This is a genomic window from Pseudomonas sp. SDO5522_S412 (assembly GCF_054071215.1).
In genome coordinates this window covers 21,710-48,035 of record NZ_JBSVWQ010000013.1, presented here as the reverse complement: position 1 = coordinate 48,035, position 26,326 = coordinate 21,710, and the positions used below count along the sequence as shown (strand labels likewise).

Genomic DNA, 26,326 nt, shown 5'->3' with positions numbered 1-26,326 from the left:
CGTGAGCGACGTAACGTCAGGGTTGGCCAGAATCGAAATCAACAACTTGAGCATGCGTGGCTACATCGGTGTGCTCGAGGACGAAATGCGCTACAAGCAGGATTTGCGGATCAGTCTTACCCTCATGTACGACGCCATCGAGGCAATGGAAAACAACGATGTCGACGCGGCCGTCGACTACGAGAAGGTCGTAGACGCGTTGATGCCTCACGTGGAAAACGAGCGTTTTGCCTTACTGGAACGATTAGCCCAGGAGCTGCTCGGTAAGGTCATGGAGTTTCAGAGGATCGTGTACGCCAGGATCAAGGTCGAGCGTCTGTTAGCACTGAGGTTTACCGACTCTGTTTCAGTGACACTGACCTCGCGCAGATCGACAAACCCGCGTGTGTATAATAAAAATGATGGGATCTCAGGATCTATTGCTTTAGTCGAGAATGAATCAAACCATGGCAAAACTAGGTCAAACCCCGGTCCCGCGTCTCTCGCTGGTTGAGTCCACCATCGAAACCATCCGCTCGCTGATCGATCAGCGCGTCTGGAAGGTGGGTGAGTGCATACCAAAAGAAGCGGAGCTCGCCGAGCAATTCGCCGTCGGTCGAAATACTGTTCGTGAAGCGATCCGTGTGCTTTCGCACTCGGGCATGCTGGAAGTTCGCCAAGGCGATGGCACGTACGTACGGCGCGAGCTGGACCCTGCGCAAACCGTCAGCAAGCTGAACCGCTCCGGGTTACGGGACCACATCGAGCTGCAGTGCCTGCTGGAGTCCGAGGCTGCCCGATTTGCGGCCAGGCGTCGTACCCCTGAGGACATAGCCCGCCTGAAAGCCGCCCTCGATGTTCGCGGTGAGTACACGACCGAAAGCATTCTCGATGAGTTTCTGGATCAGGACCGCGACTTCCATGTCGCGATCGCAACCGCTTCGCACAATGATGCCCTACAGGCCTTGTACGCCTACTTCAACGCCTCTATCCACAGCCATACCAAAAGCATTTTCTCGGATGCTGACCTTCCGGAACCAAGTCTTGCCGATCACCATGCCATTCTTGATGCAATCATTGCCGGTGACGAAGAAGCTGCTTCCTCTGCGGCCCGCAACATGCTTACGCCCTTGATCGAGAAACTCGACGAATTGCTGGGGACCCGCCCGGGGAATGCCAAGTGGATAAACCGTATCGGCGCTACCTTCTGGAAGTGACCATCACATAAACCATTTGAAAATGATGTTGGGGGAGATGCGCTCGTAGCGGTCTCCTCCGATGTCGTAGTGGTGAGTCTCCACTCTGACGCCGAACTGAAACGATCCGGCCTTGTCGACGTGCCAGAGCACTTCAGGCCGGGTGAAATACTCAGTGCCGTTATGGTCTGTGCCGTTGATCAATGACAGCAAGGTGAAGTTGAACTGCTGTCCGGCAATCTCCCATGGCTTTGAAATCAGGTACGAACGCCACAGCCAGTTGGGGTCGTTGTAGTTGGTGGTACGCCGCAGCAGACCGGATTCGAAATAAACGAAGCCTGGCACATCAAAGTTGAGCGAAAGGCCGTAGTTTCTTGAGCGAAAGTCGGCATAGCTGGCATCTTCCCAGCGCGCGATAAGCGACACATCCGTCACCGGCCCATACGCAAACGATTTACCCGTCATCTTGCCCAGGCTCAACCTTGGGTTTGCCACCAGCAGGTTCTGAGAGCTTTTCCCCGAACCGCCAGAAGCGGCACCTTCGCCCCCGACGTCATCGCCTTTGTACACCTCTGCGTCCAGATAGATATCGCCGTACTTAAAGGTACTGAAGTGTTCAAACTGGTAGGTCGTCAGGTTCTTGTCCGACGTACCTGTGCCGAGAATGGGATCAGCCTTTGAATTGCCCGTGGCCATAACACTGAGAACGTTGAAATTGAATTCAGGGTAGTCAGCTGCGTACGAAGAAATAGGGAAACCGCACAGCACTGCAGCAGGGATAAGTACTTTTTTCATGGTCTATCTCGATTGTTGTTGTTATGGAGACACACAGCTACACCGCACGCGGACGAGATCAGCGAGCTTTGGGCAAAGGGGTTTCAAGACCCTGATCCTGCGATCAGCGCCGGTTTATCTGATGGATTGAATCAAGGCGCCCGAAGGCGCCCCGTATCAGGAATGCGCAGCTGCCATTGAATTTTTCTGGGCAGGCATGCGGTGGATGACAGCTCTCGGAGGCAGGATCTCGAAAGAGCTCTTGTGGATCGCGCCGTCCTTCATGACCAGCGCAATTTTTTCAGGGTTTTGCAGGACCCGGATGTCTGCCAGCGGGTTGCCAGTGACCAGCATCAGGTCTGCGAGGAAACCTTCCTTGATCTGACCCAGCTCACCCCCTTGCATCATGATCTGGCCGCCGTAACGGGTGGCCGCAATCAAGGCCTCCATATTGGTCATGCCCAGATAGGTGGTGAAATACTCGAGGTCCATGGCGTTGGTGCCGTGAGGCATCCAGGCAAATCCATAGTCACCACCGGGCAGCACTCGAATCCCACGCTTATGCATCTTCTGCAGTGTTTCGCAGGCGGCTTCCAGCTCGCGCTTGTAGCCCATTTTTTCTGCGATCGCTGGGGTGATCCCATATTCGGATGCGTTGTAGGTGGTGCGAATCAACCAGGCCAGACCTGGCGCCACGAAGTGCTTTTCCTTGTTGGCTTCGAGCATGTCCAACGCTTCTTCGTCCGCGAAGCTTGCGTGGTAGATCATGTCGATGCCGTAACGCACGCATTGCTTGACCGACTCCGCCGAACGCGCGTGTGCAGCGACGCGCTTACCGAAACGCTTGGCTTCGGAAACCAGCATGGCGATCTCTTCCTCGGAAAACGGCGAAGTCTCCGCCGCGATGCCGGCAATGTATTCACCGGAGAGGTTGATCTTCAGATGGTCGACCCCGTATTTGATGAAGGTCCGAACCGTTTTTCGAATCTCCTCAGGACCACAGCACAGAGCGCCGAAGTTAAGCTCAGGAAACGGCAGGTGCGGGAGCGTGTTGTCGCCCAATGCACCAATAGTGGAGACTTCCTGACTACCTGCGAGGTAGCGCGGTCCTGGAAACTGCCCCGCATTGATGGCGTTACGCAGAACAACATCAAGACGAGCCTTCGCGGCGGCTGCACCAATGCACGACGTCCACCCCATATCGAGGTAGCGCTTGGCGACACCGACACACCAGAGGATGTGTTCCTCCGGCGGCATCATCTGAATGGCTGCCAGCGAAGGTTGGTCATTCCAGGAAAAGTGCGTGTGAGCCTCGGTCATGCCGGGCATCAGAAACGCACCCTTACCATCGATGGTTTTCGCATCGAGGTCGTGAAGCTTGGCAGTGCCACGGACAATACGTTTGATGCGATTGTCCTCAACCAGCACGCTGCCTTTGTAAGGCTTGTCACCGCTTGCGTCGAAAATGGTGACATTCGTGAATGCAATCTTATTGTTATGCATCTGAATTCTCCGAAATCTTTATCAGGGTTACACAGGGCCGAAACGATTGGCGGCTGTAGAAACTCTCCCGCTTGAAGAATGCCGGTCAGGCTTAGGCGAAGCCCGACCGCCATGAAGATCACGCTATGGATGAATAGAACTGCTTGAGCTCGCCCATGCACTGCACGGGTTTTTCAAAGGTCGTCCAGTGCCCACACGCGTCCAACGTCACCATGCGACCATTGGACAGGCGCTCAGTGAACGCTTTGACGGCTGCAACAGGCGCGACGCCATCCTGATCCCCAGTCACCAGTAGGACGGGCGCTGTGATTTTTTCGACGGCCGCCGGTTGTGCTTTCGACAGAGCCTCACAACTCTGACTGTAGCCCTCTACAGGTTGACGCATGATGCATTCGCGCACCAAAGCGACCACGGCGGGCTGACCGTCCTTGGTTTGCTGTGCCGTAGCGCCTTTGACGATCGCATCGGCAATTTCCTGCATCGCTTCAACACCGCCGCTGCGGGCCAGGTCAGCACGGGCCTGAATGCCCGGACGGCCCGCATCGGGTGGCGCCAGCAACGGACCGAACAGCGCCAGACTGCTGACCCTTTGTGGATGGCGCGCGGCAAAGTGAGCCGCAACGATGGTACCCATGGAGTGCGCGACCACATGAACCTTGTCGACCCCCAGCGCTTCCAAAACCTGCTCCGCAGTTTGCACGTACAGTTCAATAGAAAGCGCTGTATTGCCCAGAGCAGAGCGACCGCTGCCCGGCAGGTCGAAACGGATGACCTTAAAACCGTCGAAAGCCGGCAGAACAGAGGTCCAAGTATTAGAGGAGCCGCCCAAGCCATGAATACACAGCAGCGGGGTGCCCTCCCCTGAAACCTCGACGGCGATGCCGTTCAGGAGTTGGGTAGTCACTCTGCCACCTCATTCTCCAGAGCGCCGATACCGGCGACTTCGATACGAACCACATCACCCGACTGCAGAAAGCGTGGAGGCGTAAAGCCGATACCAACACCCATCGGAGTACCGGTTACGATCACATCGCCCGGCTTAAGCTCGATGCCAGCGGAAATGGTTTCGATCAGGTGAGGGATGTCGAAAATCAGTTGACCGATGTTGGAGTTTTGGCGCAGCTCACCATTGACCCAGCACTGGATGGTGGCATCAGCAACGTTGACTTCATCAGCAGTGGCGATCCACGGGCCCATCGGTGCAAAACCATCGAGCGATTTGCCAAGGAACCATTGACGGTGGTTCTTCTGCAGGTCACGAGCGGTCATGTCGTTGACGATGGTGTAGCCAAACACGTGTGCGTAGGCGTCAGCCTTGGAGATGCCACGCCCTCCCTTGCCTATGATCACGGCAAATTCAGCTTCGTAGTCGAGCTGGTCGGTGACATCAGCGTGACGCGGAATTTTGTCATTGGTGGCAATGACAGTGTCTGGGGTCTTGGTGAAGACGACCGGGAATTCAGGAGCGATCTCGCCGTCTTTGGCGCTGTGGTCGAAACCGGACTTGCTGAACTCTGCCGCATGCTCGTGATAGTTCTTGCCGACACAGAACAGGTTGCGACGTGGCAGCAACGGCGCCTTGAGGGTAACGTCTTCCAACGATTGGCCTTCACCGCTCGGTACCAGGTCAGCTTTCAACTGATCCCACTGTAGTACCAATTGGTTCATGTCACCCGTGAAGCCGGAGATCAGTTCGGAAACAGGCCAGAAGCGTTCGGTTTCGCTGTTCACGACTACAACAGACAGCTCGCCGGCAGGGTTTTGAATGGTTGCGAGTTTCATTGTTATTGGTCCTCTTACGGTCTATTTTTGGTTCAACTGAAACCGAATATAGGACCACAAAAGAACCAATGCAACCATTTTTTTGCAGCATTAGACCAATTGGTATACCTTTCACTCTCATACACCCTCAACCCTCCTACCAAAAAGGCTTTCAGCGTGAGTGAAGCAGTGGCTCAAAAGTCCGTTCGTGCAGATGGCGCGCGGAACTTGGCCAAATACCTAGTCGAAGAGATCGAAAGCGGCCGGCTTGCGGCGGGCCAGAAGCTGCCTGCCGAAAGAGAATTGAGCGAATCCTTTCAGGCGTCGAGGGGCTCCGTCAGGCGCGTGCTTTCCAATCTCAAGGAAATGGGGTTGATCACTCAAACGGTAGGCAGTGGCACGTTCGTCGCTGATAACGTAAGGCTCGTGATGCCTGTCGTTGAACACCGCACTTCGGCCGTCCAGACGAGTCCTGCCGAGCTGATGGAGGCGCGGCTTCTGATCGAAACCCAAATGCCGAGCCTGATCGTTCGCTATGCCACGGGCGCTGACTTCGAAAAGATGGACGAGTGCATCACCCGATCCGAAGCGGCTTCCACTATCGAGGAATTCGAGCACTGGGATGGCGCCCTCCATCAAGCTTTCGCAGAAGCGACCCATAACAGTTTTTTCCTGAAAATCCTTGAACTCACCACGCAGATTCGCGAAGAAGGCGAATGGGGGCGTCTTAAAAAGAACTCATTGACCCCGGAGCGGCGCAGTCAGTACGAAGAGCAGCACCGCGCGATCGTCGATGCCCTGCGCGACCGTGATGAAAAGCTCTCACGCGAACTGATCGAAGGTCACTTAATTCAGGTCCAGCGCAACCTGTTCGGGCGCAACTAGACCCGTTTCATCACCCGAGGTAGTTAGGTGCCTGCTTGGTGATCTGCACGTCATGGACGTGCGATTCCTGCAACCCGGCACCGGTGATGCGCACGAACTCGGCCTTTTCGTGCAACTGCGCAATCGATGCGCAACCGGTGTAGCCCATTGATGAGCGCAACCCGCCAAGCAACTGATGAACAATGGCCGAAAGTGCCCCCTTGTATGGCACGCGGCCTTCGATACCTTCGGGCACCAATTTATCTACGTTCTGAGTGCTGTCCTGGAAGTAGCGATCCTTGGAGCCTTGCTGCATCGCGCCAAGCGATCCCATGCCTCGATAACTTTTGTAACTGCGCCCCTGGAACAACTCGGTCTCCCCAGGCGCTTCTTCCGTGCCAGCGAACAGTCCGCCGAGCATTACCGTATGAGCACCAGCGGCCAGTGCTTTGGCTATATCACCCGAGAAACGAATGCCCCCGTCAGCGATGAGGGGCACACCTGAGCCGACCAAGGCTTCGGCGATATTGGCGACCGCCGAAATCTGCAATACACCCACGCCGGTGACCACGCGTGTGGTGCAGATGGAGCCCGGGCCGATTCCGACCTTCACAGCATCCGCTCCAGCCTCAATCAAGGCGAGCGCGGCTTCTGGTGTGGCAATGTTTCCCGCAATGACCTGTGCATCGGGATAGTGAGTCTTGATCCAACGTACGCGCTCGATCACACCTTTGGAATGCCCATGGGCGGTATCGACTACGATGGCATCCGCACCTGCCTTGATCAGAGCATCGACACGCTCGTCAGTGTCCGCGCCCACACCCACAGCTGCCCCAACGCGCAAACGGCCAAAAGCGTCTCGACATGCCATCGGGTGCTCAGTCGACTTCAAGATGTCTTTCACCGTAATCAGCCCGGTCAGCTTGTAATTGTCATCCACGACAAGAACCCGCTCCAGACGATGCTGATGCATGAGCGCCTTGGCAATTGCGACACTGGTCCCATCGGTCACCGTCACAAGCCTGCTCTTCGGGGTCATGATCGATGACACCGGACCATCAATTTCGGAGGCAAACCGCAGGTCTCTGTTGGTGACCACACCTACCAGCTGATGATTCTGATCGACCACCGGAAAACCCGAAATTTGATAGTCGGCTGCTAACGCGATAACCGTCCGAATGGCCTGGTCAGCCGCAACAGTGAGGGGATCACGAACAACGCCAGACTCATAGCGTTTGACCTTGGCAACTTCCAGGGCCTGCATCGCAACACTCATATTTTTGTGAATGAAGCCCATACCGCCTTCTTGGGCGAGACCAATCGCAAGGCGCGACTCTGTCACCGTGTCCATGGCGGCCGCAGTCAATGGGATGTTCAGGCTGATCGTACGCGTCAGCCGGCTGGTCAGATTGGTGTCCTTCGGAAGAATCTCCGAATAGCCCGGTACCAGCAGCACGTCATCGAATGCCAGGACGTCTTGTTTGATTTTCATGGTTCAGCCTCTCAGCTCGGTCAACGACCAATAGAAATGGAATGGGGATAAATCATTTGGTCACGGTCTGACCTCACCCAGTGACGCGACTTCACGGCGAATCAGGAAGGACAGCACCAGCAAAACGCCGACGCACAGCGCGTAAAACACCGACCAGCTCAAATACGTGATAGCCGCAGGCACAGCCATCAGCGTCACCGTTGTGAGTAAGCGGCTGCTACCGCACAACACGGCATAGTCGGTTGCAGATTGGGTCTTGCTGGACCACTTGAGGATCAGGGCGTAGATGATCACCGACATTGCGCTGCTGGCCATTCCCTGCAGGAGCGCCCAGTGCATCACTGCCGAAGGTGAGTTGTCAGCAATGCTGATCACCGTTCCAGCCGCTGCCAGCGACGAAACAGCAACCAGCAGCAACAGTGATTTGACCGGGGCCATTCGCGACAGAAACGGCGCGACGACAAGCGCCGCCAAGGTGTTGGCAATCGGCGCGAGCGTTCCTAGCCCCCAGCCGATATCATTGAGCGCAACGCCCATCTCGACAAGGATCGGTCGCTGAAAATAGATCAGCGAGATGGTGGCGGTGGTTATAAGTGAAAGCAGGACGATCTGGCGCAAAGCGCCCGGCCGACTGAATGTGATCCACAGACTGGGCCGAGCGCGGCTAGTGGCACGCGGGTGATCGGCGCGGGTCAGGGCTAGCACGGGGAGCAGCGTCAAGATCGGCAAGCCCGCTGTTAGCAGGAAGGTGCCCGACCATCCAAGGCGGTCAAATGAACCGACCAGCACTCCACCGCCGATTAGACCGCCAAATGCCAGGGCAGCCACTTTCAGGCCCGCCGCCGTCGCTCTGTGGTTGGGGCCAATGATGTCCACAGCCAACGCATCGAGCGCCAGATCCATCGTCGCCACGGCAAAACAGACCGCCAGCCCCAGTGCGAACAACGTGTGGGCCGGGTAACCCTCCCCGAATGCAATAACGACCAAAAGCGCCGAACTGATGCACTGGGAGAGAGCAATCCAGCCGATCCGGTAGCTCAGCCAGGGCAAAGGTTTCCCATCAATCAACGGGGCCCAAAGAAAGGTCAAACCGAATGGAACATACAGCGCGATAACCCACCCCATCGACGCCAAATCGACGCCTCGGGACATCAGAATCGGCGGTACGCCGTATTCGAGCAGGCCGAAGCAGACACCGAATGAGACATAAAGCAGGCCGACCGCAAACAGCACCCAGAACGACCTGAATGCCCGATGAGGCTCTTGTGGCTGCGCATCTGGCTGGGCGTGATTCAAGACATTCATTTCGTCATCACCATGAATATTTCAGACTGGCCAATGTCGTGCGTTCGGCGCCATAAAAGCAGCCGCCGGCCGAGAAGCAGGATGCGACGTAGTGTTTGTCGTTGAGGTTGTTGACGTTGACTGCTACCGACCAGCCTTTCAAAGTTGTAGACGCTTTGTTCAAGTCATAACGCAGTGCCGCGTCCACAAGCGTGTAAGCGTCTACGGAGAGATCGTTGTTTGTGTCGCCGTAGGATTTACCGATATGGCGCAATCCGACTCCGGAAGTCAGGCCGTCAAAGGTGCCTCTGAAGGCGTAGTCAACCCAGGCAGAAGCCTGACTCAGCGGCACCGAGACCGGACGATTGCCCTCATTGGACTTGGTTGTGTCCTTTGTGACCTCAGGGTCAAGGATGGAATAGCCCGCCAGCAGGCTGATCTGGTCCGTCAGGTTGGCTCGACCTTCGAGTTCTGCGCCGCGTACACGAACCTCACCGGTCTGAACGTAGTAAAAGGCATTCCCCGGGTCCGTGGTACGAACGTTTTCCTGCTTGATCTGGAAGGCCGACAATGTGATGAAACTGTCCCACCCCACTGGCTGGTATTTGATGCCGACTTCGTATTGCTCGCCCTTGGTCGGCTTGAACGCCTGACCTTGCGCATCCGTGCCGACCACCGGTTCGAACGAGTTCGAATAGCTGGCATAAGGGGAGATGCCATTGTCGAAGGCATGCACCACCCCGACACGTCCGGTCAGCGCCTGATCGGATTGGTGGCTGTTGGTACCGGCAACTTTGTCCTCGGTCCGTGTTTTCGCCCAGTCCTGACGCAAGCCGGCAAGGAACGTCCATTGATCCCATTTGATCTGGTCCTGCAGATAGAGCCCCGTTTGCTCGGGCTTTTGCACCGTGTGACTAGTCAGCGCGGGTAATGCCGCCGAGTGGGCATAAACGGGGTTCACATAGTTGATACCCGACACGTCGTACGAGCGACCGAAGCGCATGCTGGATTGCGCCCGATCATACTCAAGGCCGATGAGCACCTTGTGCTGGAACGGTCCGGTATCAACGTTCGCCTCCAGTTGGTTGTCCACACTGAAGGTTTGCTGCTTCTCGATGCTGTGGTCTGCCAGCCGGTTGAGCTCACCCGCTGTGGTCGATGAATAGGGATTCACGTAATTGACCATGAACCCTTTGTATTCCGAGTTCAGATCCATGTAGCGGGTGTTCTGCTTGAACGACCACATGTCATTAAAGCGGTGGCTGAACTCATATCCGAACAGCGTCTGCTCGCGATCATAGGCATCGACTGAAGGCTCGCCAGGATTGAAATGCCGTGAGATCTTGCCAGTGGCGCTGCCCGATACCGATCCCTGCGCTGGCACCCAGCCTGTGTAATAACTCGAAGGATCTTTCTGGTAGCTCGCCAGCAGCGTCAGGGAAGTGTCATCGTTCGGCCGCAACGTCAGGCTCGGCGCCACCGCAATACGCTGCTCCTGCGTGTGATTGATCTGAGTGTCGGCCCTCTTGGTCAGGGCCGTGATGCGATAACTCCAGACGCCTTGATCATCGATCGGGCCAGAATGATCCGTAGCGATTTGCTCACGCCCGCGACTGCCGGTCTGCACTTCGACTTTGTGCAATGGCGTATCGGTTGGCCGCTTGCTGACCATGTTGACGACACCACCCGGACTTGCCTGCCCATAAAGAACGGACGCAGGCCCCTTGAGGACATCGATGCGATCAAGCAGGTACGAGTCGACAGCGGGAGTCGCAAGGTACTGGCCCGACTGCAGCGGCAGGCCATCCAACAGCTTTGAAAAATTAGCCAAACCGCCAAACCCGCCGAACCCTCGTATGAACAGGCCATCGAATAAACCGTCTGCACGGCTATCGGCAAAGACGCCTGGCGTGTACTTGAGGGCCTCAGCAACGGTCTGCGCTTTTTGCTGATCCATCTGGGTACGTCCCACTACCGATATCGACTGAGGGACTTCAACGATATCAGTATCGGTCTTTGTGCCGGCTGCGGATTGCCGCGCGACCACCCCCTCTATTTCATCGTCTTGCGTGACCTGGGTTGCGTCGATCTGAATGTCGTCGAGGACCACCGCACCCGAACTTGGCTCAGACGCCACGGCTTTGACGGGCTCCTCTGCCAGGAGCACGCGTGGGCTCAATCCCAAAACGAGAGCGAACGAAACCCCGCCGATGAATGTGCACCGGTTTTCCATGTCTTTTTTTCCGAGAGGTTGTGGGTGTTGTGTTGATTAACCGGCAGCCAGGTCGCGATGATCCTGCTCGCCACGCTTCCAATAACCCGCAGCCTGGACTCTGCCCAGCTCAAAGCCGCGATCGCGCAACAACTGCGTACGGATGCTGCGAATCACTGAAGCCTCTGCAGCAATCCAGGCGTCGCCGCCCGTGGTTGGAAGCGGGCTGTAGCGCAAGACCTCGCTGAGGGTCTCTGGCTCTTGCGTTGCGCTGCCTTTTCGGTAAATCCAGCGCACCCGAACCTTCGGCTGGATCTCAAGAAATTGCCGTTCGGTCTCATCTGCCACTTCGGCAAACACATGGACTTCAAGGTCCGCTGGCAACTGACGAACGATGGCAGCAATCGCCGGCAAGCCTGTTTCATCCGCAGCCATCAACAGCCAGGATCGTGGGGTCACGCCTTTGAAACCGCCTCGGGGACCCGCCAGTTGTAATTCGTCGCCTGGTTTTGCTGTCAACGCCCACTCGGACATTGGCCCGCCTTCATGCAACGCGATGTCGAAGGTCAGCTCTTTATTGATCGTGTCAAAGTTATGAATGGTAAATGCGCGACCTATGGGCTGCGCAGTCCCGTCAGGCAGGAAAATCTTTACCCACTGCGCAGGCAGATCAGTCTCGAAAGTTTTGAGCGAGTGCCCACCCAGAACGATCCGGCGGACCTGGGGCGTCGGTTTATGAACCGATACGACTCTAACAGTGCGCATTGTCCTGTCGTCCTGAAACGGTATGACTTGAGACGCGGCGCCCGGAACCGTTCTTCCCGCCTGTAGCGGTGATCGGGTCTTCATCGCAATGCGCGCCTTGCTCAGGGCGGTCCCACAACTGTCCACCAGGCTTTTTAGCACCGGTGCAATTTGAGGGTCAGACTGATCCGAGGTATTGCTGAATTTGCGCGATGCAATGCCCAACGCTGCCAATAGATTCAACTCATCTCGCGAGACATAAGCTGACATCGGCCCCAGCAGGTAGAAATTCGGATCGGCCTTGATAATGACCGAGACGAGATCGGCGAACACAAATGTCTGTGCAGAGCTCAAGCCGATTTCTTCAAGGAAAAAGCCAGCCTGGGCAGGCCAGTTTCCTTCCCAGTTCAGCGCCCTGAGAGCCTTCAGCAAACGCAGTTCAATGGACGAGCACTGGTTGATGGAAAAGATCATTCTGGTCATGGTCATACCCACAATAAGCCGAGGCGGTCTGCCACGGAAATGTCGCAGCTGTCGCCGCCCAAAAAATCATTGAGCTGCGCGATGGTCGGCAGCAGCATTGCCTTCACGGCCGCAACTGAGGCCTGCTCATCGCCGTAGATGATCGACTCCACCACTTTTACGTGCGCATCAAGGTCCGGATCGAGCAACTGGCCATCGGCAAAAATGGCCAGGACATGGCTCCTGATCGACACGCTGAACGAGCGATACATCGCCTGTAGCGCGAGGTTATGGGAGGCGATCGCGATCGCCATGTGGAGCTCGCGATCACGTGCAATGAAGTCGTTCAAATCATCATCAGCGCTGTATTCACCACGTGCGCCCAGACGCTCACGCAGACGGCGTATGTCATCCATATTTCGGCGACGCGCAGCCAGGCGAGCAGCCTCCACCTCAAGCACGTAATGCATCTCCAGATGGTCACGGATGCCGGCCCGATTGTGCTGGCGCCGTTCATCCACAGATTGAGTGGCTTGCCTGACGTACATCCCTTCGCCCGGGCGGAACTCCAGGAACTGCCAGTTCAGAAGCGTCTGCAGTGCTTGGCGGACGGTATGACGACTACCGCCGATTTGCTCAAGCAGCTCGACTTCGGTCGGTAACCGATCACCAATGCGGTAAGTCTGATTGGCGATCAAGCTACGGATCACGTCAATGGTGGACGCGATCCATCGACGGTTTTTTGCTGGACTGGCAAGAAGCGCTTGCATGATCATCACCGAGAACAGGATTAATTGAGGATGATCCTAACATCCTATGTTTAACTCGACAATGAGAGGTATTCTTAAATAGTGAGATATTTGATTTGGCCGACGAATAGCGTTGCGGTAACGATGACTGGTCTCGCCAGAATGTCTGCGGGAGTCATCAGTGTTGATAAACCCGCCGGTACGCCCGATTGAAAATGAGGCCAGGCTTTAACACGCTGGCGTCTTTGAAGCGGCGCAGGCAAAAACAGAAGCACAGCCAAGAACAAGTGCGGCCATGACAACCAGACAGCCACCCAACCAGCAGATCCCGATCCAGCCCGCGACGGACCAGACCCACCCGCCGATCAGTGCTCCAATCGCCCCGCCACCGAATGTGACCCCCATGTACAGGGTGTTCAAACGGCCGCGTATCTCCGGGCTCAGGCCAAAGATCCGCGCTTGATTAGCCACCTGGCCACTTTGCAGGCCGAAATCGAGAAGGTTGATCGCGATAACCAGCGCGATAACTGATGTTCGTCCCAGTGTCGCGGCCAGGAGAAAACAGGCAGCCATACAGACCAATGCGCAGGCATTGACTCTTCCTGGCCCCCATCGATCGGCGAGCCTGCCTGCTATCGGTGCGAGCAGCGCGCCTGGCGCGCCCCATAAACCGAATAAGCCAGCGGCGGCCAGGCCCAGCCCGAATGATGCGCTGGAAAGGTGAAACGCAAGGGTCACCCACAGCGCGGAAAAACCTGCAAAGCAGCACAGGCTCAACGCCATGGACAGTTGCAGTTCGCGATGACGCAACAGTGGAGGTAGCGACTTGATGAGGTGCCAGTAACCAATCCTCGCACCAGTGCTACGGGCGGGCAGATACCTTGGCAGCACGAAGAAGAGTACGGCAATCAGCAACGCTTCAAGCAGGAACGGCGCTCGCCACGAGCCCAAATATTCAGCCGCCAACCCCGAGAACGTTCGGGATAGAAGAATGCCTAGAATCAGCCCCGTACTGAGCTTGCTGACGATTCGCCCGCGAAATTCTGGGGCTGCCAGCGTTGTAGCCAGCGGAATGAGGATCTGGGCGACGACGCAGGTGGCCGCGATAGAGACGCTTGCCACCAACAACGCGGACAGTACAGGTGCCAGTGCAGCAGCAATAAGCCCCACGATGGTCAGCATCATCATCCGTCGTATGAGCTTCACCGGATCGCTGCCATCGGCGAGCGGCACCACAAACAAAATGCCAAGCGTATAGCCCACCTGCGTGGCCACGGCCACAAGTGCCGCTCGATCCGCCGCGATGCCAAATGAGCGAGCCATCTCTGCTAGCAATGGCTGGCACAGGTAGATAGTGGCAACCATCACCCCGCAGGCGAATGCCAGCATCGCCAATGTGCCGGAGCGACTGTCTTTCAGCGGGATTGAGGCAGACATGATGCGCAGACTCAGTTAGGCGATGCGTTGGCATCAAGCTCGGCAAACACTTCACTGGCCGCTTGCAGTGCCCCTAACGCGGTTGGCAGACCAGCAGCCATCGACACCTGGACTAATGATTCAACGATCTGCGCACGTGTTGCGCCATGACGCAATGCAGCAGGGATATGCATTTTGACTGCGCCCAGACCTGTAGCCCCCAGAGCCGCACAGGAGGCGATGATGATCAGCTCACGAGTCTTGATGTCCAGACCTGGACGGTTGTAGATCGCACCAAACTCCATCTCCACAATCAGCCGTCCAAAGCCCGGCGCGAGGGGTTCGACATTGGCCACAAACTGTTCGGCGGTGATGCTCAGGGATGAGTCAAACGTCTCTGCTCCCAATGCATACAAAGCCTGAAGAGTGGACGGGTTGCCATGGGAAGTAGACATAGGTAAAACCTCTGATTGAGCGCTTTTAAAAACTAGACTGTACTGTCCAATCTAGTCAAGCGCGTTCTTTCTGAGATTTTTTTGCCTATGTCCTCCACCTCTCCCTCTCTGTTCGACGAGATGCTTTCTTCCGAGCACAGCACATCCAAACAAGACGCGATTCTTGCAGCTGCAGGTCGTATCTTCATTCAGCATGGCTTTGAAGGCACCAGCATGGAGCTCATTGCCAAAGCTGCTGGTGTCGCTAGGCAAACGCTCTACAACCGATTCCCGGATGGTAAAGAGGCCTTGTTTGGTGCAGTTGCCGAACGGATGTGGCGTGCGTTCCCAGTGATGGACATTGCGAGCGACGAGGAGGCATTGGCCAATCCCGAGGCGGGATTGCGGACCATCGGTCGAGGGGTCGCAGCGTTTTGGGCCCCCCCCCTTGCAGTGGCTTTTCTACGGATGGTCGTTGCTGAAGGCCCACGATTTCCCGAACTGACTCGCCGCTTTTTTGAAGTCGGTAAAACACCTGCGGTCAGCGCAGTACGTAACTACATCGCGGAGCTCGGTCGTCGTGGCAAGCTGGCCATCGACGATCCGGAATTAGCCTCGCAGCAGTTCTTGGGAATGATCGATGAGACCGTGCTCTGGGTCCGGATCATGGGTGATCCACGGGAGCTGAGCGTGGCTCATACCAACAAGGTCGTGGATCAGGCTGTCGCCATTTTTCTGCGCTACTACTTGCAATAAGTGCCCACCCATCAACTGAGAATAAATCTCATCGACTTCTATAAAGATAGGATGTTAGGATCAATCCACTGCCGACTTTACGAGGGGTATAACCCTCGGGAGATATCATGGATTTCTACCTGCACGATGTGTCTGAATTTCCGTTTGTAGCGTTGCGCTCTGATCGCTGTCCGCCCGGATATGCTGAACAATGGGGCAAAGAGATGGATGCCCTCCTGGACAGCAACCGCGTGTTCGTCGTGGCGTTCGAGCCAGAGGCACTGAACGAAACCTCAGAAGACTTTCGCACCCGAGGCATCTGGTTCAAGAAGCATCGCCACCTGCTGCCTGGGCGGTGCGCTGCCATGGTCGCAATCGTTCCCTCATCCGAAGAGCGCGCGGCAAACGCCGATGACATGGCGAAGCGATCTAGAGGATTTGAGGTGTTGTACACGGCGATGGCCTCATTCGAGGCAGCCGAGCAGGCAACCGCCGAACTGATTTCAGATAGCCAATCGCGCATCACCTGAGCACAGCCTTGCGCGCATCGATGTATCAAAATCTAGAAGTCGGAATGAACGCCCCTTTGAACATGACACACAGCGCGTTCAGGGTTGATTTCAAGTGGTGCGTGCTTTTCAGCGCCTGACGCAAACACTCAACGATCAAACCGGTGAAACAAACCTGCAGGATATAGCTGGAACCTGTACATCTTAATTGTCGACCCGCTCACCTTTGCTCACGCCATGTCCCAGTAGAGCCGCCGCCACCAGATTTTGGCGAGTAAGCTCTGCGTCCCCAGCACTTTTTCTAGCCATTTCAATCATCTACTTAGTTTAATTTTCATCTGAAGATCCGGCTCACAAGCCCCACCACTGGAGCTGAGCCGCAAATAACCACACCATCCACAAGGCCAGTTAAGAATTTTTCTCATCGACGATATAAACATGGGATGTTAGGATCTATTTTCTGTTCCGCTTCACCCTCTGCTTGGTCAATGCCTGCCATTGGCCTGTCGACCTGAATTCGCACGGTTCTCGAACGGATTCCAAGTCTCTGTTTTGAATATCCTTTTCAGGAGATACACGAGTGAACTGCCTTTGGCCTACACGTGCCTTGCACATCCTTCCGCTCACCGCATTGCTGCTCGCTGGCTGCCAAAAGAGTGATCAACCCGTCGCGCAAAATCCGGTCACCGAGGTCGGCATATACACCATCAAGTCACAGCCATTGATGCTCATCACCGACCTTCCCGGCCGCACGTCAGCGTACCGAGTGGCAGAAGTTCGCCCACAGGTCAGTGGGATCGTGCAGCAACGACTGTTTAGCGAAGGCACCGAAGTGAAGAAGGGGCAGCAGCTCTATCAGATCGATCCTGCGACCTACAAAGCGCAGCTCAATCGGGCTGAGGCCAATCTGACCAGCGCCCAGAATCTGGCCGAGCGCTACGACCGACTCCTCAAAACCAACGCCGTGAGTCGTCAGCAGTACGACGACGCATTGGCTGCGTGGAAGCAAGCGCAAGCGGCCGTTCAGGTTGCACGTATCGACGTGCAATACACCAAGGTGCTTTCGCCGATCACCGGACGGATTGGCCGCTCCGCAGTGACTGAGGGTGCGCTGGTCACCAACGGACAGTCCCAGGAGCTGGCGACCGTTAACCAGCTTGATCCGATCTATGTCGACCTGACCCAACCCATCACCCGAATCCTGGCCCTGCAGCGGGCATTGGAATCCGGCAACCTGCAAATGGCAGCCAAGAATCAGGCACAGGTCACGCTTACCCTCGATGACGGAAGCACCTATGCGGTCGCCGGGACGCTGAAGTTTTCAGAAGTGAGTGTCGACCAGGGCACTGGCTCAGTCACGTTGCGAGCGGAATTCCCCAACCCTGACCGCAAACTGTTGCCTGGCATGTTTGTGCATGCTCAGCTCAAAGAAGGCATCCAGCAAGAAGCGAAACTGGTGCCACAAGCGGCTGTGATCTTTGACAGTCGCGGCATGGCTAATGTCTGGGTGGTCAATTCGGACGACAGCGTTGAACTGCGCGAACTCAAAACCGTCCGCACGGTGGGCAACACCTGGCTGGTCAGCGATGGCATTGAACCGGGGGACAAGGTTGTTACGAAAGGCATTCAGCGCCTGCGCAGTGGCAGCAAGGTGAAAGCGGTCGAGGCCAGCGACACCAACCTCGTTGAAACCTTCAGCACCGCCGCCAACTAAGGATACTTTCAGAATGTCCCGCTTCTTCATTGATCGACCGATCTTCGCGTGGGTGATAGCCCTCGTGATCATGCTCGGCGGTGCTCTGGCAATCCGTTCACTGCCGATCAACCAATACCCCAACATCGCTCCCCCTGCGGTGCAGATCAGCGTCACCTACCCAGGTGCATCTGCGCAGACCGTGCAAGACACCGTTGTTCAGGTGATCGAGCAGCAGCTCAATGGCATGGAGGGCTTACGTTACATCACCTCCAACGGCAATACCGACGGCAGCATGCAAATCATCGTGACCTTCGATCAGGGAACAAACCCCGATATCGCTCAGGTCCAGGTGCAAAACAAACTGCAACTGGCAACGCCGTCACTGCCAGAGGAAGTCCAGCGTCAGGGCATCCGAGTGGTGAAATACCAGGTCAACTTCATGTTGATCGTGGGCTTGGTCTCAACCGACGGTCACCTCAACGGCTTCGATCTGGGCAACTTGATCGTTTCGAACATGCAAGACCCCATTTCCCGCACCAAGGGTGTGGGTGACTTCCTGTTGCTGGGTGCTCAGAACTCGATGCGTATCTGGCTCGACCCAGCGAAATTGAACAGCTACCAGTTAGTGCCTCAGGACATCATCGATGCCGTGAGCTCGGAGAACGTTCAGGTGTCGTCCGGCTTGATCGGCGGTTTGCCTGCCAAGAAAGGCGTGCAACTGAGTGCGACGGTAATCGGCAAGGTGCGCATGCGCACGGCCGATGAGTTCAAGCAGATCCTGGTGAAGGTGAATCCTGACGGCTCCCAAGTGCGCCTACAGGATGTCGCCGAAGTCTCGCTGGGTAGCGAAAACTACTCGATCTTCAATAAGTACGACGGGGCTCCATCGGCAGGTATTGCACTGCGTTTGGCCACTGGCGCAAACCTTCTGGACACTGTTGATCGTGTTCACGAGACAGTCGACCGAATCAAACCGTACCTGCCCAAAGGCGTCGAAGTTATCTATCCGTACGACACCTCACCGGTAGTTGCGGCGTCGATTGAATCTGTAGTTCACACCTTGTTCGAAGCCATCATTCTGGTCTTCCTGGTGATGTACCTGTTCCTGCAGAACCTTCGTGCCACCTTGATTCCAACGCTCGCAGTGCCTGTCGTTCTGCTCGCGACATTCGGGGTTCTATTCGCCTGTGGCTTCACGATAAACGTGATGACCATGTTCGCCATGGTACTTGCGATCGGTCTGCTGGTGGACGATGCGATCGTTGTAGTGGAGAACGTTGAGCGCTTGATGGTTGAGGAGCATCTTTCGCCCAAGGAGGCGACGCGCAAGTCGATGGACCAGATTTCCGGCGCATTGGTGGGTATCGGGCTGGTGATCTCGGCGGTGTTCCTGCCCATGGCTTTCTTTGGGGGATCGGCCGGCATCATCTACCGCCAGTTCGCGATCACAATCATCTCCGCGATGGGGTTCTCGGTACTGATCGCTTTGATCTTTACCCCGGCACTCTGCGCAACACTGCTCAAGCCTCATAAAGCGGGTGCAGGTGAGAAGAAAGGATTCTTTGGCTGGTTCAACCGCACGTTCGAGCGAAACACGCAACGTTATCAATCGGGTGTCAGCGCCATGCTTGGCCGGCGTGGGCTGTTCATGCTCGTGTACCTGGTCTTGATTGGCGGGGTGGTTTTGCTCTTCACCAAAGTGCCGAGTTCATTCCTTCCGGATGAAGACCAAGGGGTATTCGTCGTGCAGGTTCAGTTGCCGGCAAACGCCAGTTCTGAGCGCAATGAAGAAGTGCTTACCGAGGTTCGCGACTACCTGGCTAAGGATGAGAAGGACAGCGTTGCGTCGTCGTTCACCATCAATGGCTTCAACTTCGCTGGACGCGGGCAGAGCTCCGGGCTGGTCTTCGTCAACATGCGCCCGTACGAAGAACGTCGAGATCCTGAGCGCTCGGTGTTTGCCGTCGCAAAACGCGCTCAGGCACGATTTGCCAGCATCAAGGAAGGCGACGTCATTGCTGTCGTTCCCCCGGCTATTTTGGAGATGGGTAACGCCACAGGTTTCGATATGTTCCTGCAGGATAACGCGGGGGTTGGACATACCGCGCTCATGGCTGCGCGCAACCAGTTTCTCGAACTCGCTGCGCAAGACCCTGTTCTTGCCATGACCCGGCCCAACGGCATGAATGATGAAGCCCAGTACCAGGTCATCATCGACAATGAGAAGGCTCGGGCCCTTGAAGTGTCGATCGCAGACATCAACCAGACCATGTCCGTTGCGTGGGGCTCCGCCTATGTAAATGACTTCATTGATCGCGACCGGGTGAAGAAAGTCTATGTTCAAGGTAACGAGGACTCCCGTCTCTCGCCTGAGGATTTCGACAAATGGTACGTGCGTAACGCCAAGGGCAACATGGTTCCCTTCTCGGCGTTCGCGACCGGCAAATGGGTCTATGGCTCTCCCAAGCTCGAACGCTACAACGGCATCCCATCGATCGAAATTCTTGGGCAACCCGCGCCGGGTTATAGCACCGGTGATGCCATGCGATCCGTCGAGCGTGTTGCCGCTCAGTTGCCTACCGGCGTCGGGATGGCCTACACCGGACTATCCTATGAAGAGCGGCAGGCCGGCTCCCAGGCGCCTGCGCTTTATGTGCTCTCACTTCTCATCGTGTTCCTGTGTCTGGCGGCCCTCTACGAGAGCTGGACGGTGCCCGTTTCGGTGATGTTGGTTGTGCCGCTGGGCGTACTCGGCGCGGTTGCTGCAACGCTGTTGCGCGGCCTATCGAACGACGTGTTCTTCCAGGTGGGGATGCTCACCACCATGGGCCTCGCCGCCAAAAACGCGATCCTCATCATTGAGTTCGCCAAAGATCTCTACGAGCATCAAGGGCGCACGCTGATTCAAGCCGCCACTGAAGCTGCTCGCCTGCGATTGCGCCCGATCATCATGACGTCAATTGCTTTCGTGATGGGTGTCCTGCCTTTGGCCCGAGCCCATGGGCCCGGCAGCGGCAGTCAGCACTCCATCGGCACTGGCGTCGTTGGCGGCACGCTGGCCGCAACCTTCCTTGCCATCTTCTTCGTCCCGCTGTTCTACGTCGTGGTGATGAAGCTGTTCAGCAAAACGGCCAAAAGCGAAGTGGTTGAAGGAGAACAAGCATGAGACTGAACCACTTCACCTTTGCGCTTATCGTTGGCTTCGGGCTTCAGGGATGCTCTCTGATCCCTGAATACATCCAGCCTGCGGCGCCGGTACAGAATCAATGGCCACAAGGTCCTGCTTACCAGATCAAGGGGAGCAGCGCGCAGATCAACGCAGTTTCTGGGTGGAAGCAATTCTTTCGCGACCCGGCAATGAGCCAACTGATCGAGACCGCGCTGATCAACAACAGAGACCTGCGCCAAGCCTTACTGAACGTGCAGGCCTACCGTGCTCAGTACAGGATCCAGCGCTCCGAGTTATTCCCGTCTGTGGATGTGAATGCTGACGGCTCCCGGCAACGCGTACCGTCAGACCTTTCCACCACAGGCAAAGCCGGGATCGAGAGCCAATATGGCCTGAACGTCGGGATTACGTCTTACGAACTGGATGTCTTCGGTCGCGTTCGCAGCCTTGAGCGCAGTGCGCTGGAAAACTATCTGGTAACAGAAGAAGCCCAACACAGTGTGCAGATTGGCTTGATTGCAGACGTCGCAACGGCCTACATCACCTGGAGAACAGATCAGGCTTTGCTGAAGGTCACACAAGCCACGCTGGACAGCTATGGCAACAGCCTTTCGCTGATTGATGCCAGCCATCTGGCGGGCACGGCATCGGCACTGGACGTTCGCCAGGCGCGAACGCTTGTGGATGGCGCGAGGGCACAAATGTTTTTGTACACCCGCCAAGTCGCCCAAGACTCCAACGCATTGCAATTACTGCTGGGAGCCCAGCTCCCCTCCTGGGTCACTGATGCGCCGCTGGGCAGAGACGTTCTTGCCGAGATCCCAGCAGGCTTACCCGCGACGCTCCTTCAACAACGGCCTGACATCCGCGCAGCCGAGCACGACTTGCTGGCAGCCAATGCCAACATCGGCGCAGCCCGAGCAGCGTTCTTCCCAAGCATACGTCTGACTGCAACAGCGGGAACTACGAGTGCAGAACTTGATGGGTTGTTCAAAGGCGGATCAGGCAACTGGAGCTTTTCGCCGCAGATCAACATTCCGATCTTCAACGGGGGGCGGCTGCGAGCGAGCCTGGACTACGCACAAATCCAGAAAGACATCCGTGTAGCCAAATATGAGAAAAGTATCCAGACCGCTTTCAGAGAAGTCGCCGATGGACTGGCTGCGCTCGGCACGTATGACGGCCAGCTCCAGGCGCAGCGTGATCTGGTGCGTTCCAGTCAGGAGTACTACGAGATGGCGAAGCAACGGTATGACGAGGGGGTCGACAACTACCTGACGTTGCTCGACGCCCAGCGTGAGTTGTTCTCGGCTCGCCAGCAATTGCTGACCGATCGTCTGCAGCAACTCGATAGCCAAGTGCAGCTTTACAAGGCTCTTGGAGGTGGCTGGAGCAAAAACGGTGTGACGACTTCCAACCGCTAATACCCGCTCTCAGCAGATTGGCCAGGGACGGCGATCGGCTGAAATTCAGGCGTTTTTTCATGCCCCGTACCAGAGTCATCCGAAGAATCAAAAAGCAGCAGGCATCACGGCGAGAACAACAGCGCGATCTACGCGAGGAGCGAGAACGCCCTGCGCCGCCGAAGATACCCCGCTCGGGAGGAAAGCCCTATGAGTATCAACGAAGATAATTTTGCCAACTTCGACATGAACCTGATTGTGGTCTTCATACTGCTGTATCGCGAACGTAGCGTCTCGCGAACAGCAAAATTGCTAAGCGTTGGCCAGCCAGCCGTAAGTGGGTCACTCATGCGGCTGCGCCGTAAATTCGAAGATCCGTTATTTACCCGGTGCGGGAGAGGGATTGTTCCGACCGAACGAGCTGAACAGCTCATCGCAGAACTGATTCCAGCGGTAAACAAGATTGAGGCATTGCTTTGCCTGAAAGGTTGAGCCTATTCCTAAATGAATCGGAACGAGCAGATTCGATCCAGTTTGGCCTGGGCAAGAAAGTGACCTTTTCATCACGCTCGATTGGGTTGGCGTTTTATCGTGCCCAACGGTAGAAAGCCAGACATCCCGAAGGCGGCCCAAAAAAGTCGGAGTAGGCTATCCACTCACAGCACCTGTCCCTTTACCAAACGACCACGAACTGGCCAGATACGGAGGCGCACTGAATACCAGCCACGGCCACCGAAGTCCGTGTCAGAAATCGCCATTCGCGATCGCTCGCACACCCGCTGTGAATGGGGGCAAAACTGGGGGCATATTTTAGATTTTTCGAGCTAAAAATCCCATCCTAGAGCCCAGTCCAAATGTTTTTTGGCGACCCCGAGAGTCTTTGAGAAACCGCCATCACCGTTACAAATAGCACTGGCACCCACAACACGCCCAGCACTGTCGCCGCGAGCATTCCGCCAATCACCCCAGTTCCAATCGATTGCTGGCTGGCGGCGCCCGGCCCGGTGGCGAGCGCCAGCGGCACTACGCCCAGGATAAATGCCAGTGATGTCATGATGATCGGGCGAAAGCGCAGGCGTGCAGCCTGGACCGACGCATCTGCAAGACGTGCGCCTTGGGCGTGCAGCTCTTTGGCAAACTCGACAATGAGTATCGCGTTCTTCGCCGACAGGCCGATGATGGTAATCAAACCCACCTTGAAATAGACGTCATTGGGCATGCCCATGATGGTGACGGCCGCCACTGACCCCAGCACGCCAACCGGTACGATCAACAGCACGGCAAACGGTATCGCCCAGCTTTCATACAAGGCCACCAGTACCAGCAGGACCGTCAACAGTGATAATCCCATCAACAGCGGCACCTGGGCACCGGATTGTTGCTCCTGCAGCGACAGCCCGGCCCACTCCAGGCTGAAACCGCCCGGCAGTTGCTCCGCGATGTTCTGCAATACCTGCATGGCCTGGCCGGTGCTGTAGCCAGCCGCGGCGTCACCGGTAAAGCGCAGCGATTGCGAGCCGTTGTAACGCACGATCTGCAGCGGGCCGACTTGCCATTCAAAACGGCTGAAGGCTTCGAGGGGCACCAGCGTGTTCTGCCGGTTGAGCACTTGCAGGCGCAGCAGCGCTTCGGGTGTCTGGCGGCTACCGCCGTCAGCTTGGACAATCACGCGCTGCATACGCCCCTGGTTGGCAAATTCGTTGATTTGCTGTGAACCGAGGGCCGCCGATAACGCAGCGCTGACCACATCGAAACTCACACCAAGGGCCTCGGCTTTTTCCCGGTCGATGTCGACTTTTATCTGCGGCGCGTCCGACAGGCCTTCATCGCGCAGGCTGCCGATCACCGGGGACTCTTTTGCGGCAGCGAGCAGTTGCGCGCGGGCGCCCAGCAGCTCGGCGTGACTGTGACCGGTCAGGTCTTGCAGGCGCAGTTCGAAGCCGGCAGACGTACCAAGACCATCGACCGCCGGCGGCACCGTGCTAAATACGGTGCCGTCGCTGACCTCTTCAAAGGCCTGGGTTGCGCGCTGTGCCACGGCGCGACTGGCCTGGTCGGCCCCGCGAACCGACCAGTCCTTGAGGCTGATATACGACAAGGCGGCATTGGCTCCCTCGCCGGAAAAGCTGAAGCCCAGAATGCTCAGCACCTGTTGGGTGGCCGGTTGTGCCAGGGCATATTGCTCCCACGCGTTCACCGTCACTTCGGTACGCGCTGCGGAGGCCGCTGGAGGCAACTGGATATCGGTGACGGTGTAGCCCTGGTCCTCACTGGGAATGAAGGAGGATGGCAAGCGGTGGTAGGCAAACACCAGCACCGCCAGCAACAACAGGTACAGACACACGCTGCGAGTGCCCCGCTGCACCCAGCTGCCGGCGATGCGCTCATAGTGTGCAGTCAACCTGTCAAAGTGTCGGTTGAACCCATTCAGCCGCTGTGCCGGATCAAAAGGCTTGAGCAATGCCGCACAGAGCGCCGGCGTCAGGGTCAGCGCGAGGAACCCGGAGAAAAGAATCGATACCGACAATACCAGGGCGAACTGCTGGTAGATCACGCCCACCGAACCGCCCATGAAGGCCAGTGGCAAAAATACCGTTGAGAGCACCAGTGTAATGCCAACAATGGCGCCGCTGATCTGGCCCATGGCCTTGCGGGTCGCGTCTTGGGGTGACAGGCGCTCCTGGTTGATCAAGCGCTCGACGTTTTCCACCACGACAATGGCGTCGTCCACCAGCATGCCGATGGCCAGGACCATGCCGAACAGGGTCATCATATTGATGGAAAAGCCCAACACCCCCATTACTGCGAGCGTGCCCGACAGGCATACCGGCACGACCACCGCCGGAATCAAGGTGTAGCGCAGCTTTTGCAAGAACAGCCACATCACCAGGAATACCAGCACCATGGCTTCGATCAAGGTGTAGACGACCTGCTTGATCGCGGCCTGGACAAAGGGCGCCGTATCGTACGGCACGCTAAAGCGCATGTTGCTCGGCAGGGTGCTCGACAGGTGGTCCAGACGCGCCTTGACTGCCTGCGCGGTCTGCAACGCATTGCCACCCGGCGCGAGTTGCACCGACATGGCCGCCACGGGCTTGCCGTTCAGACGGGCATCGAAGCGGTAGTCCTGGCGCCCCAGTTCCACCCGCGCCACATCGTGAATTCGCACACTGGCGCCGTCGTCATTGGCACGCAGCACAATATTGCCAAACGCCTCCACCGACTCCAACTGGCCCTGAACCATGACGGTAGCGGTAATCTGCTGGTCCACCGGCCCCGGGCGTTCACCCATGCTGCCGGCCGGCACCTGAACGTTCTGCGCCGCGATGGCTTTGCTCACATCCGCCATCGACAGGCCATAACCCACCAGCTTCGCCGGGTCGACCCAAATACGCATGGCGCGCTCGGCGGTATACATCTGCACGCGGCCGACGCCGGCCACACGACGAATTTCGTTATTCACTGCGCGGGCAGCAAAATCGGCCAGGCCGACCGAATCCTGCTGTTCGTCGGTGTACGAAAGGGCATAAATCATCAGAAAGTTGGCGCGCACCTGCTCGACTTTCAAGCCCTGCTCGATCACCGCTTGGGGCAAGCGCCCCACCACCCGTTGCAAACGGTTTTGCACATCAATCTGCGCGCGGTCCGGGTCAGTGCCCGGTTTAAAGGTGACGGTGGTGTCTGCACTGCCATTGGCACTGGTGGACTCGTAGTACAGCAAGTCAGGCAGGCCGTTGAGTTCTTCTTCCAGCAGGCTGGTGACGTTGAGGTTGATGATCTGCGCCGAGGCACCCGGGTAGCTGGCACTGACGCTGATTTGTGGCGGCGCAACGTCGGGGTATTGGCTGACGGGCAAACGGCCGAGCGTCAGCGCACCCGCCAGCACGACAAACAACGCGATGACCCAGGCGAAATTCGGACGATCAATGAAGAAGTCGGCCATC

Annotated in this window: 21 protein-coding genes; 9 read left to right on the top strand and 12 right to left on the bottom strand. The window is 56.9% G+C overall.

Annotated features, from left to right (window positions below):
* Position 1 precedes the first annotated feature (1 nt).
* Together folB and ACW9I6_RS05495 are read left to right on the top strand one after the other, a co-directional pair.
* A complete protein-coding gene (gene folB / locus ACW9I6_RS05500) occupies positions 2-493 on the top strand; it encodes a dihydroneopterin aldolase (protein WP_457339018.1) in 492 nt (163 codons plus the stop codon).
* Positions 447-1,196: a FadR/GntR family transcriptional regulator gene (locus ACW9I6_RS05495; RefSeq protein ID WP_457339017.1), complete on the top strand. Its 750-nt coding sequence runs from the start codon at positions 447-449 to the stop codon at positions 1,194-1,196. Before folB ends, ACW9I6_RS05495 begins: the two co-directional genes overlap by 47 nt.
* A gap of 3 nt (positions 1,197-1,199) precedes the next feature.
* On the opposite strand, the gene ACW9I6_RS05490 is transcribed toward ACW9I6_RS05495, so the two are convergent.
* The 4 genes from ACW9I6_RS05490 to ACW9I6_RS05475 all read right to left on the bottom strand — a co-directional run bounded on the left by ACW9I6_RS05490 (position 1,200) and on the right by ACW9I6_RS05475 (position 5,234).
* Positions 1,200-1,970 carry a hypothetical protein gene (locus ACW9I6_RS05490; protein ID WP_457339016.1) on the bottom strand — a complete coding sequence of 257 codons (771 nt, stop codon included), beginning with the start codon at positions 1,968-1,970 and terminating at the stop codon, positions 1,200-1,202.
* A gap of 156 nt (positions 1,971-2,126) precedes the next feature.
* Complete coding sequence (locus ACW9I6_RS05485) at positions 2,127-3,452, bottom strand: metal-dependent hydrolase family protein (protein ID WP_057023608.1); 1,326 nt, start codon at positions 3,450-3,452, stop codon at positions 2,127-2,129.
* Positions 3,453-3,570: 118 nt separating this feature from the next.
* Entirely contained in the window at positions 3,571-4,356 is a 786-nt protein-coding gene (locus tag ACW9I6_RS05480; protein WP_457339015.1) for an alpha/beta fold hydrolase, read from the bottom strand.
* Positions 4,353-5,234, bottom strand: coding sequence for a fumarylacetoacetate hydrolase family protein (locus tag ACW9I6_RS05475; RefSeq protein ID WP_457339014.1), 882 nt, complete (start codon positions 5,232-5,234; stop codon positions 4,353-4,355). The genes ACW9I6_RS05480 and ACW9I6_RS05475 overlap by 4 nt, the downstream gene beginning before the upstream one ends.
* 156 nt (positions 5,235-5,390) lie before the next feature.
* On the opposite strand from ACW9I6_RS05475, the gene ACW9I6_RS05470 reads away from it, so the two are divergent.
* On the top strand, positions 5,391-6,098 hold the full coding sequence (locus ACW9I6_RS05470; protein WP_057023605.1) for a FadR/GntR family transcriptional regulator: 708 nt from the start codon (positions 5,391-5,393) through the stop codon (positions 6,096-6,098).
* A gap of 10 nt (positions 6,099-6,108) precedes the next feature.
* On the opposite strand, the gene guaB is transcribed toward ACW9I6_RS05470, so the two are convergent.
* From guaB to ACW9I6_RS05435, 7 genes are all read right to left on the bottom strand, one after another.
* On the bottom strand, positions 6,109-7,569 hold the full coding sequence (guaB, locus tag ACW9I6_RS05465) for an IMP dehydrogenase (RefSeq protein WP_457339013.1): 1,461 nt from the start codon (positions 7,567-7,569) through the stop codon (positions 6,109-6,111).
* A 60-nt stretch (positions 7,570-7,629) separates the two neighbouring features.
* Positions 7,630-8,874, bottom strand: coding sequence for a hypothetical protein (locus ACW9I6_RS05460; RefSeq protein WP_457339012.1), 1,245 nt, complete (start codon positions 8,872-8,874; stop codon positions 7,630-7,632).
* A 7-nt stretch (positions 8,875-8,881) separates the two neighbouring features.
* On the bottom strand, positions 8,882-11,086 hold the full coding sequence (locus ACW9I6_RS05455; protein ID WP_457339011.1) for a TonB-dependent siderophore receptor: 2,205 nt from the start codon (positions 11,084-11,086) through the stop codon (positions 8,882-8,884).
* A gap of 36 nt (positions 11,087-11,122) precedes the next feature.
* The gene (locus tag ACW9I6_RS05450) at positions 11,123-12,292 is read right to left on the bottom strand and encodes a siderophore-interacting protein (RefSeq protein ID WP_457339010.1); all 1,170 of its coding nucleotides are present in this window, start codon (positions 12,290-12,292) and stop codon (positions 11,123-11,125) included.
* Positions 12,293-12,294: 2 nt separating this feature from the next.
* Positions 12,295-13,041 carry a FadR/GntR family transcriptional regulator gene (locus ACW9I6_RS05445; RefSeq protein WP_457339009.1) on the bottom strand — a complete coding sequence of 249 codons (747 nt, stop codon included), beginning with the start codon at positions 13,039-13,041 and terminating at the stop codon, positions 12,295-12,297.
* A 207-nt stretch (positions 13,042-13,248) separates the two neighbouring features.
* Positions 13,249-14,457: an MFS transporter gene (locus ACW9I6_RS05440; RefSeq protein ID WP_457339008.1), complete on the bottom strand. Its 1,209-nt coding sequence runs from the start codon at positions 14,455-14,457 to the stop codon at positions 13,249-13,251.
* An 11-nt stretch (positions 14,458-14,468) separates the two neighbouring features.
* On the bottom strand, positions 14,469-14,891 hold the full coding sequence (locus ACW9I6_RS05435) for a carboxymuconolactone decarboxylase family protein (protein WP_082636662.1): 423 nt from the start codon (positions 14,889-14,891) through the stop codon (positions 14,469-14,471).
* An 87-nt stretch (positions 14,892-14,978) separates the two neighbouring features.
* Here ACW9I6_RS05435 and ACW9I6_RS05430 point away from each other — a divergent pair, with 87 nt between their 5' ends.
* From ACW9I6_RS05430 to ACW9I6_RS05405, 6 genes are all read left to right on the top strand, one after another.
* Complete coding sequence (locus ACW9I6_RS05430) at positions 14,979-15,626, top strand: TetR/AcrR family transcriptional regulator (protein ID WP_457339007.1); 648 nt, start codon at positions 14,979-14,981, stop codon at positions 15,624-15,626.
* 107 nt (positions 15,627-15,733) lie between these two features.
* On the top strand, positions 15,734-16,135 hold the full coding sequence (locus ACW9I6_RS05425) for a hypothetical protein (protein ID WP_457339006.1): 402 nt from the start codon (positions 15,734-15,736) through the stop codon (positions 16,133-16,135).
* A 559-nt stretch (positions 16,136-16,694) separates the two neighbouring features.
* Positions 16,695-17,828 (top strand): efflux RND transporter periplasmic adaptor subunit, encoded by a 1,134-nt coding sequence (locus ACW9I6_RS05420; protein WP_457339005.1) that lies wholly within the window; start codon positions 16,695-16,697, stop codon positions 17,826-17,828.
* Between the two features lie 13 nt (positions 17,829-17,841).
* A complete protein-coding gene (locus ACW9I6_RS05415) occupies positions 17,842-20,976 on the top strand; it encodes an efflux RND transporter permease subunit (protein ID WP_457339004.1) in 3,135 nt (1,044 codons plus the stop codon).
* Positions 20,973-22,403, top strand: a complete 1,431-nt coding sequence (locus ACW9I6_RS05410; RefSeq protein ID WP_457339003.1) for an efflux transporter outer membrane subunit — start codon at positions 20,973-20,975, stop codon at positions 22,401-22,403. The genes ACW9I6_RS05415 and ACW9I6_RS05410 overlap by 4 nt, the downstream gene beginning before the upstream one ends.
* A gap of 189 nt (positions 22,404-22,592) precedes the next feature.
* The gene (locus ACW9I6_RS05405) at positions 22,593-22,874 is read left to right on the top strand and encodes a LysR family transcriptional regulator (protein WP_457339002.1); all 282 of its coding nucleotides are present in this window, start codon (positions 22,593-22,595) and stop codon (positions 22,872-22,874) included.
* A 346-nt stretch (positions 22,875-23,220) separates the two neighbouring features.
* On the opposite strand, the gene ACW9I6_RS05400 is transcribed toward ACW9I6_RS05405, so the two are convergent.
* A complete protein-coding gene (locus ACW9I6_RS05400; RefSeq protein ID WP_457339001.1) occupies positions 23,221-26,325 on the bottom strand; it encodes a multidrug efflux RND transporter permease subunit in 3,105 nt (1,034 codons plus the stop codon).
* Between the last annotated feature and the right edge of the window lies 1 nt (position 26,326).

What these genes read in the sequence shown, in the direction of transcription:
- ACW9I6_RS05495 (WP_457339017.1), top strand. Translation starts at nt 447, where the DNA reads ATGGCAAAACTAGGTCAAACCCCGGTCCCGCGTCTCTCGCTGGTTGAG.
- ACW9I6_RS05490 (WP_457339016.1), bottom strand. Translation starts at nt 1,970, where the DNA reads ATGAAAAAAGTACTTATCCCTGCTGCAGTGCTGTGCGGTTTCCCTATT.
- ACW9I6_RS05485 (WP_057023608.1), bottom strand. Translation starts at nt 3,452, where the DNA reads ATGCATAACAATAAGATTGCATTCACGAATGTCACCATTTTCGACGCA.
- ACW9I6_RS05475 (WP_457339014.1), bottom strand. Translation starts at nt 5,234, where the DNA reads ATGAAACTCGCAACCATTCAAAACCCTGCCGGCGAGCTGTCTGTTGTA.
- guaB (WP_457339013.1), bottom strand. Translation starts at nt 7,569, where the DNA reads ATGAAAATCAAACAAGACGTCCTGGCATTCGATGACGTGCTGCTGGTA.
- ACW9I6_RS05460 (WP_457339012.1), bottom strand. Translation starts at nt 8,874, where the DNA reads ATGAATGTCTTGAATCACGCCCAGCCAGATGCGCAGCCACAAGAGCCT.
- ACW9I6_RS05455 (WP_457339011.1), bottom strand. Translation starts at nt 11,086, where the DNA reads ATGGAAAACCGGTGCACATTCATCGGCGGGGTTTCGTTCGCTCTCGTT.
- ACW9I6_RS05450 (WP_457339010.1), bottom strand. Translation starts at nt 12,292, where the DNA reads ATGACCAGAATGATCTTTTCCATCAACCAGTGCTCGTCCATTGAACTG.
- ACW9I6_RS05445 (WP_457339009.1), bottom strand. Translation starts at nt 13,041, where the DNA reads ATGCAAGCGCTTCTTGCCAGTCCAGCAAAAAACCGTCGATGGATCGCG.
- ACW9I6_RS05440 (WP_457339008.1), bottom strand. Translation starts at nt 14,457, where the DNA reads ATGTCTGCCTCAATCCCGCTGAAAGACAGTCGCTCCGGCACATTGGCG.
- ACW9I6_RS05435 (WP_082636662.1), bottom strand. Translation starts at nt 14,891, where the DNA reads ATGTCTACTTCCCATGGCAACCCGTCCACTCTTCAGGCTTTGTATGCA.
- ACW9I6_RS05430 (WP_457339007.1), top strand. Translation starts at nt 14,979, where the DNA reads ATGTCCTCCACCTCTCCCTCTCTGTTCGACGAGATGCTTTCTTCCGAG.
- ACW9I6_RS05425 (WP_457339006.1), top strand. Translation starts at nt 15,734, where the DNA reads ATGGATTTCTACCTGCACGATGTGTCTGAATTTCCGTTTGTAGCGTTG.
- ACW9I6_RS05415 (WP_457339004.1), top strand. Translation starts at nt 17,842, where the DNA reads ATGTCCCGCTTCTTCATTGATCGACCGATCTTCGCGTGGGTGATAGCC.
- ACW9I6_RS05410 (WP_457339003.1), top strand. Translation starts at nt 20,973, where the DNA reads ATGAGACTGAACCACTTCACCTTTGCGCTTATCGTTGGCTTCGGGCTT.
- ACW9I6_RS05405 (WP_457339002.1), top strand. Translation starts at nt 22,593, where the DNA reads ATGAGTATCAACGAAGATAATTTTGCCAACTTCGACATGAACCTGATT.
- ACW9I6_RS05400 (WP_457339001.1), bottom strand. Translation starts at nt 26,325, where the DNA reads ATGGCCGACTTCTTCATTGATCGTCCGAATTTCGCCTGGGTCATCGCG.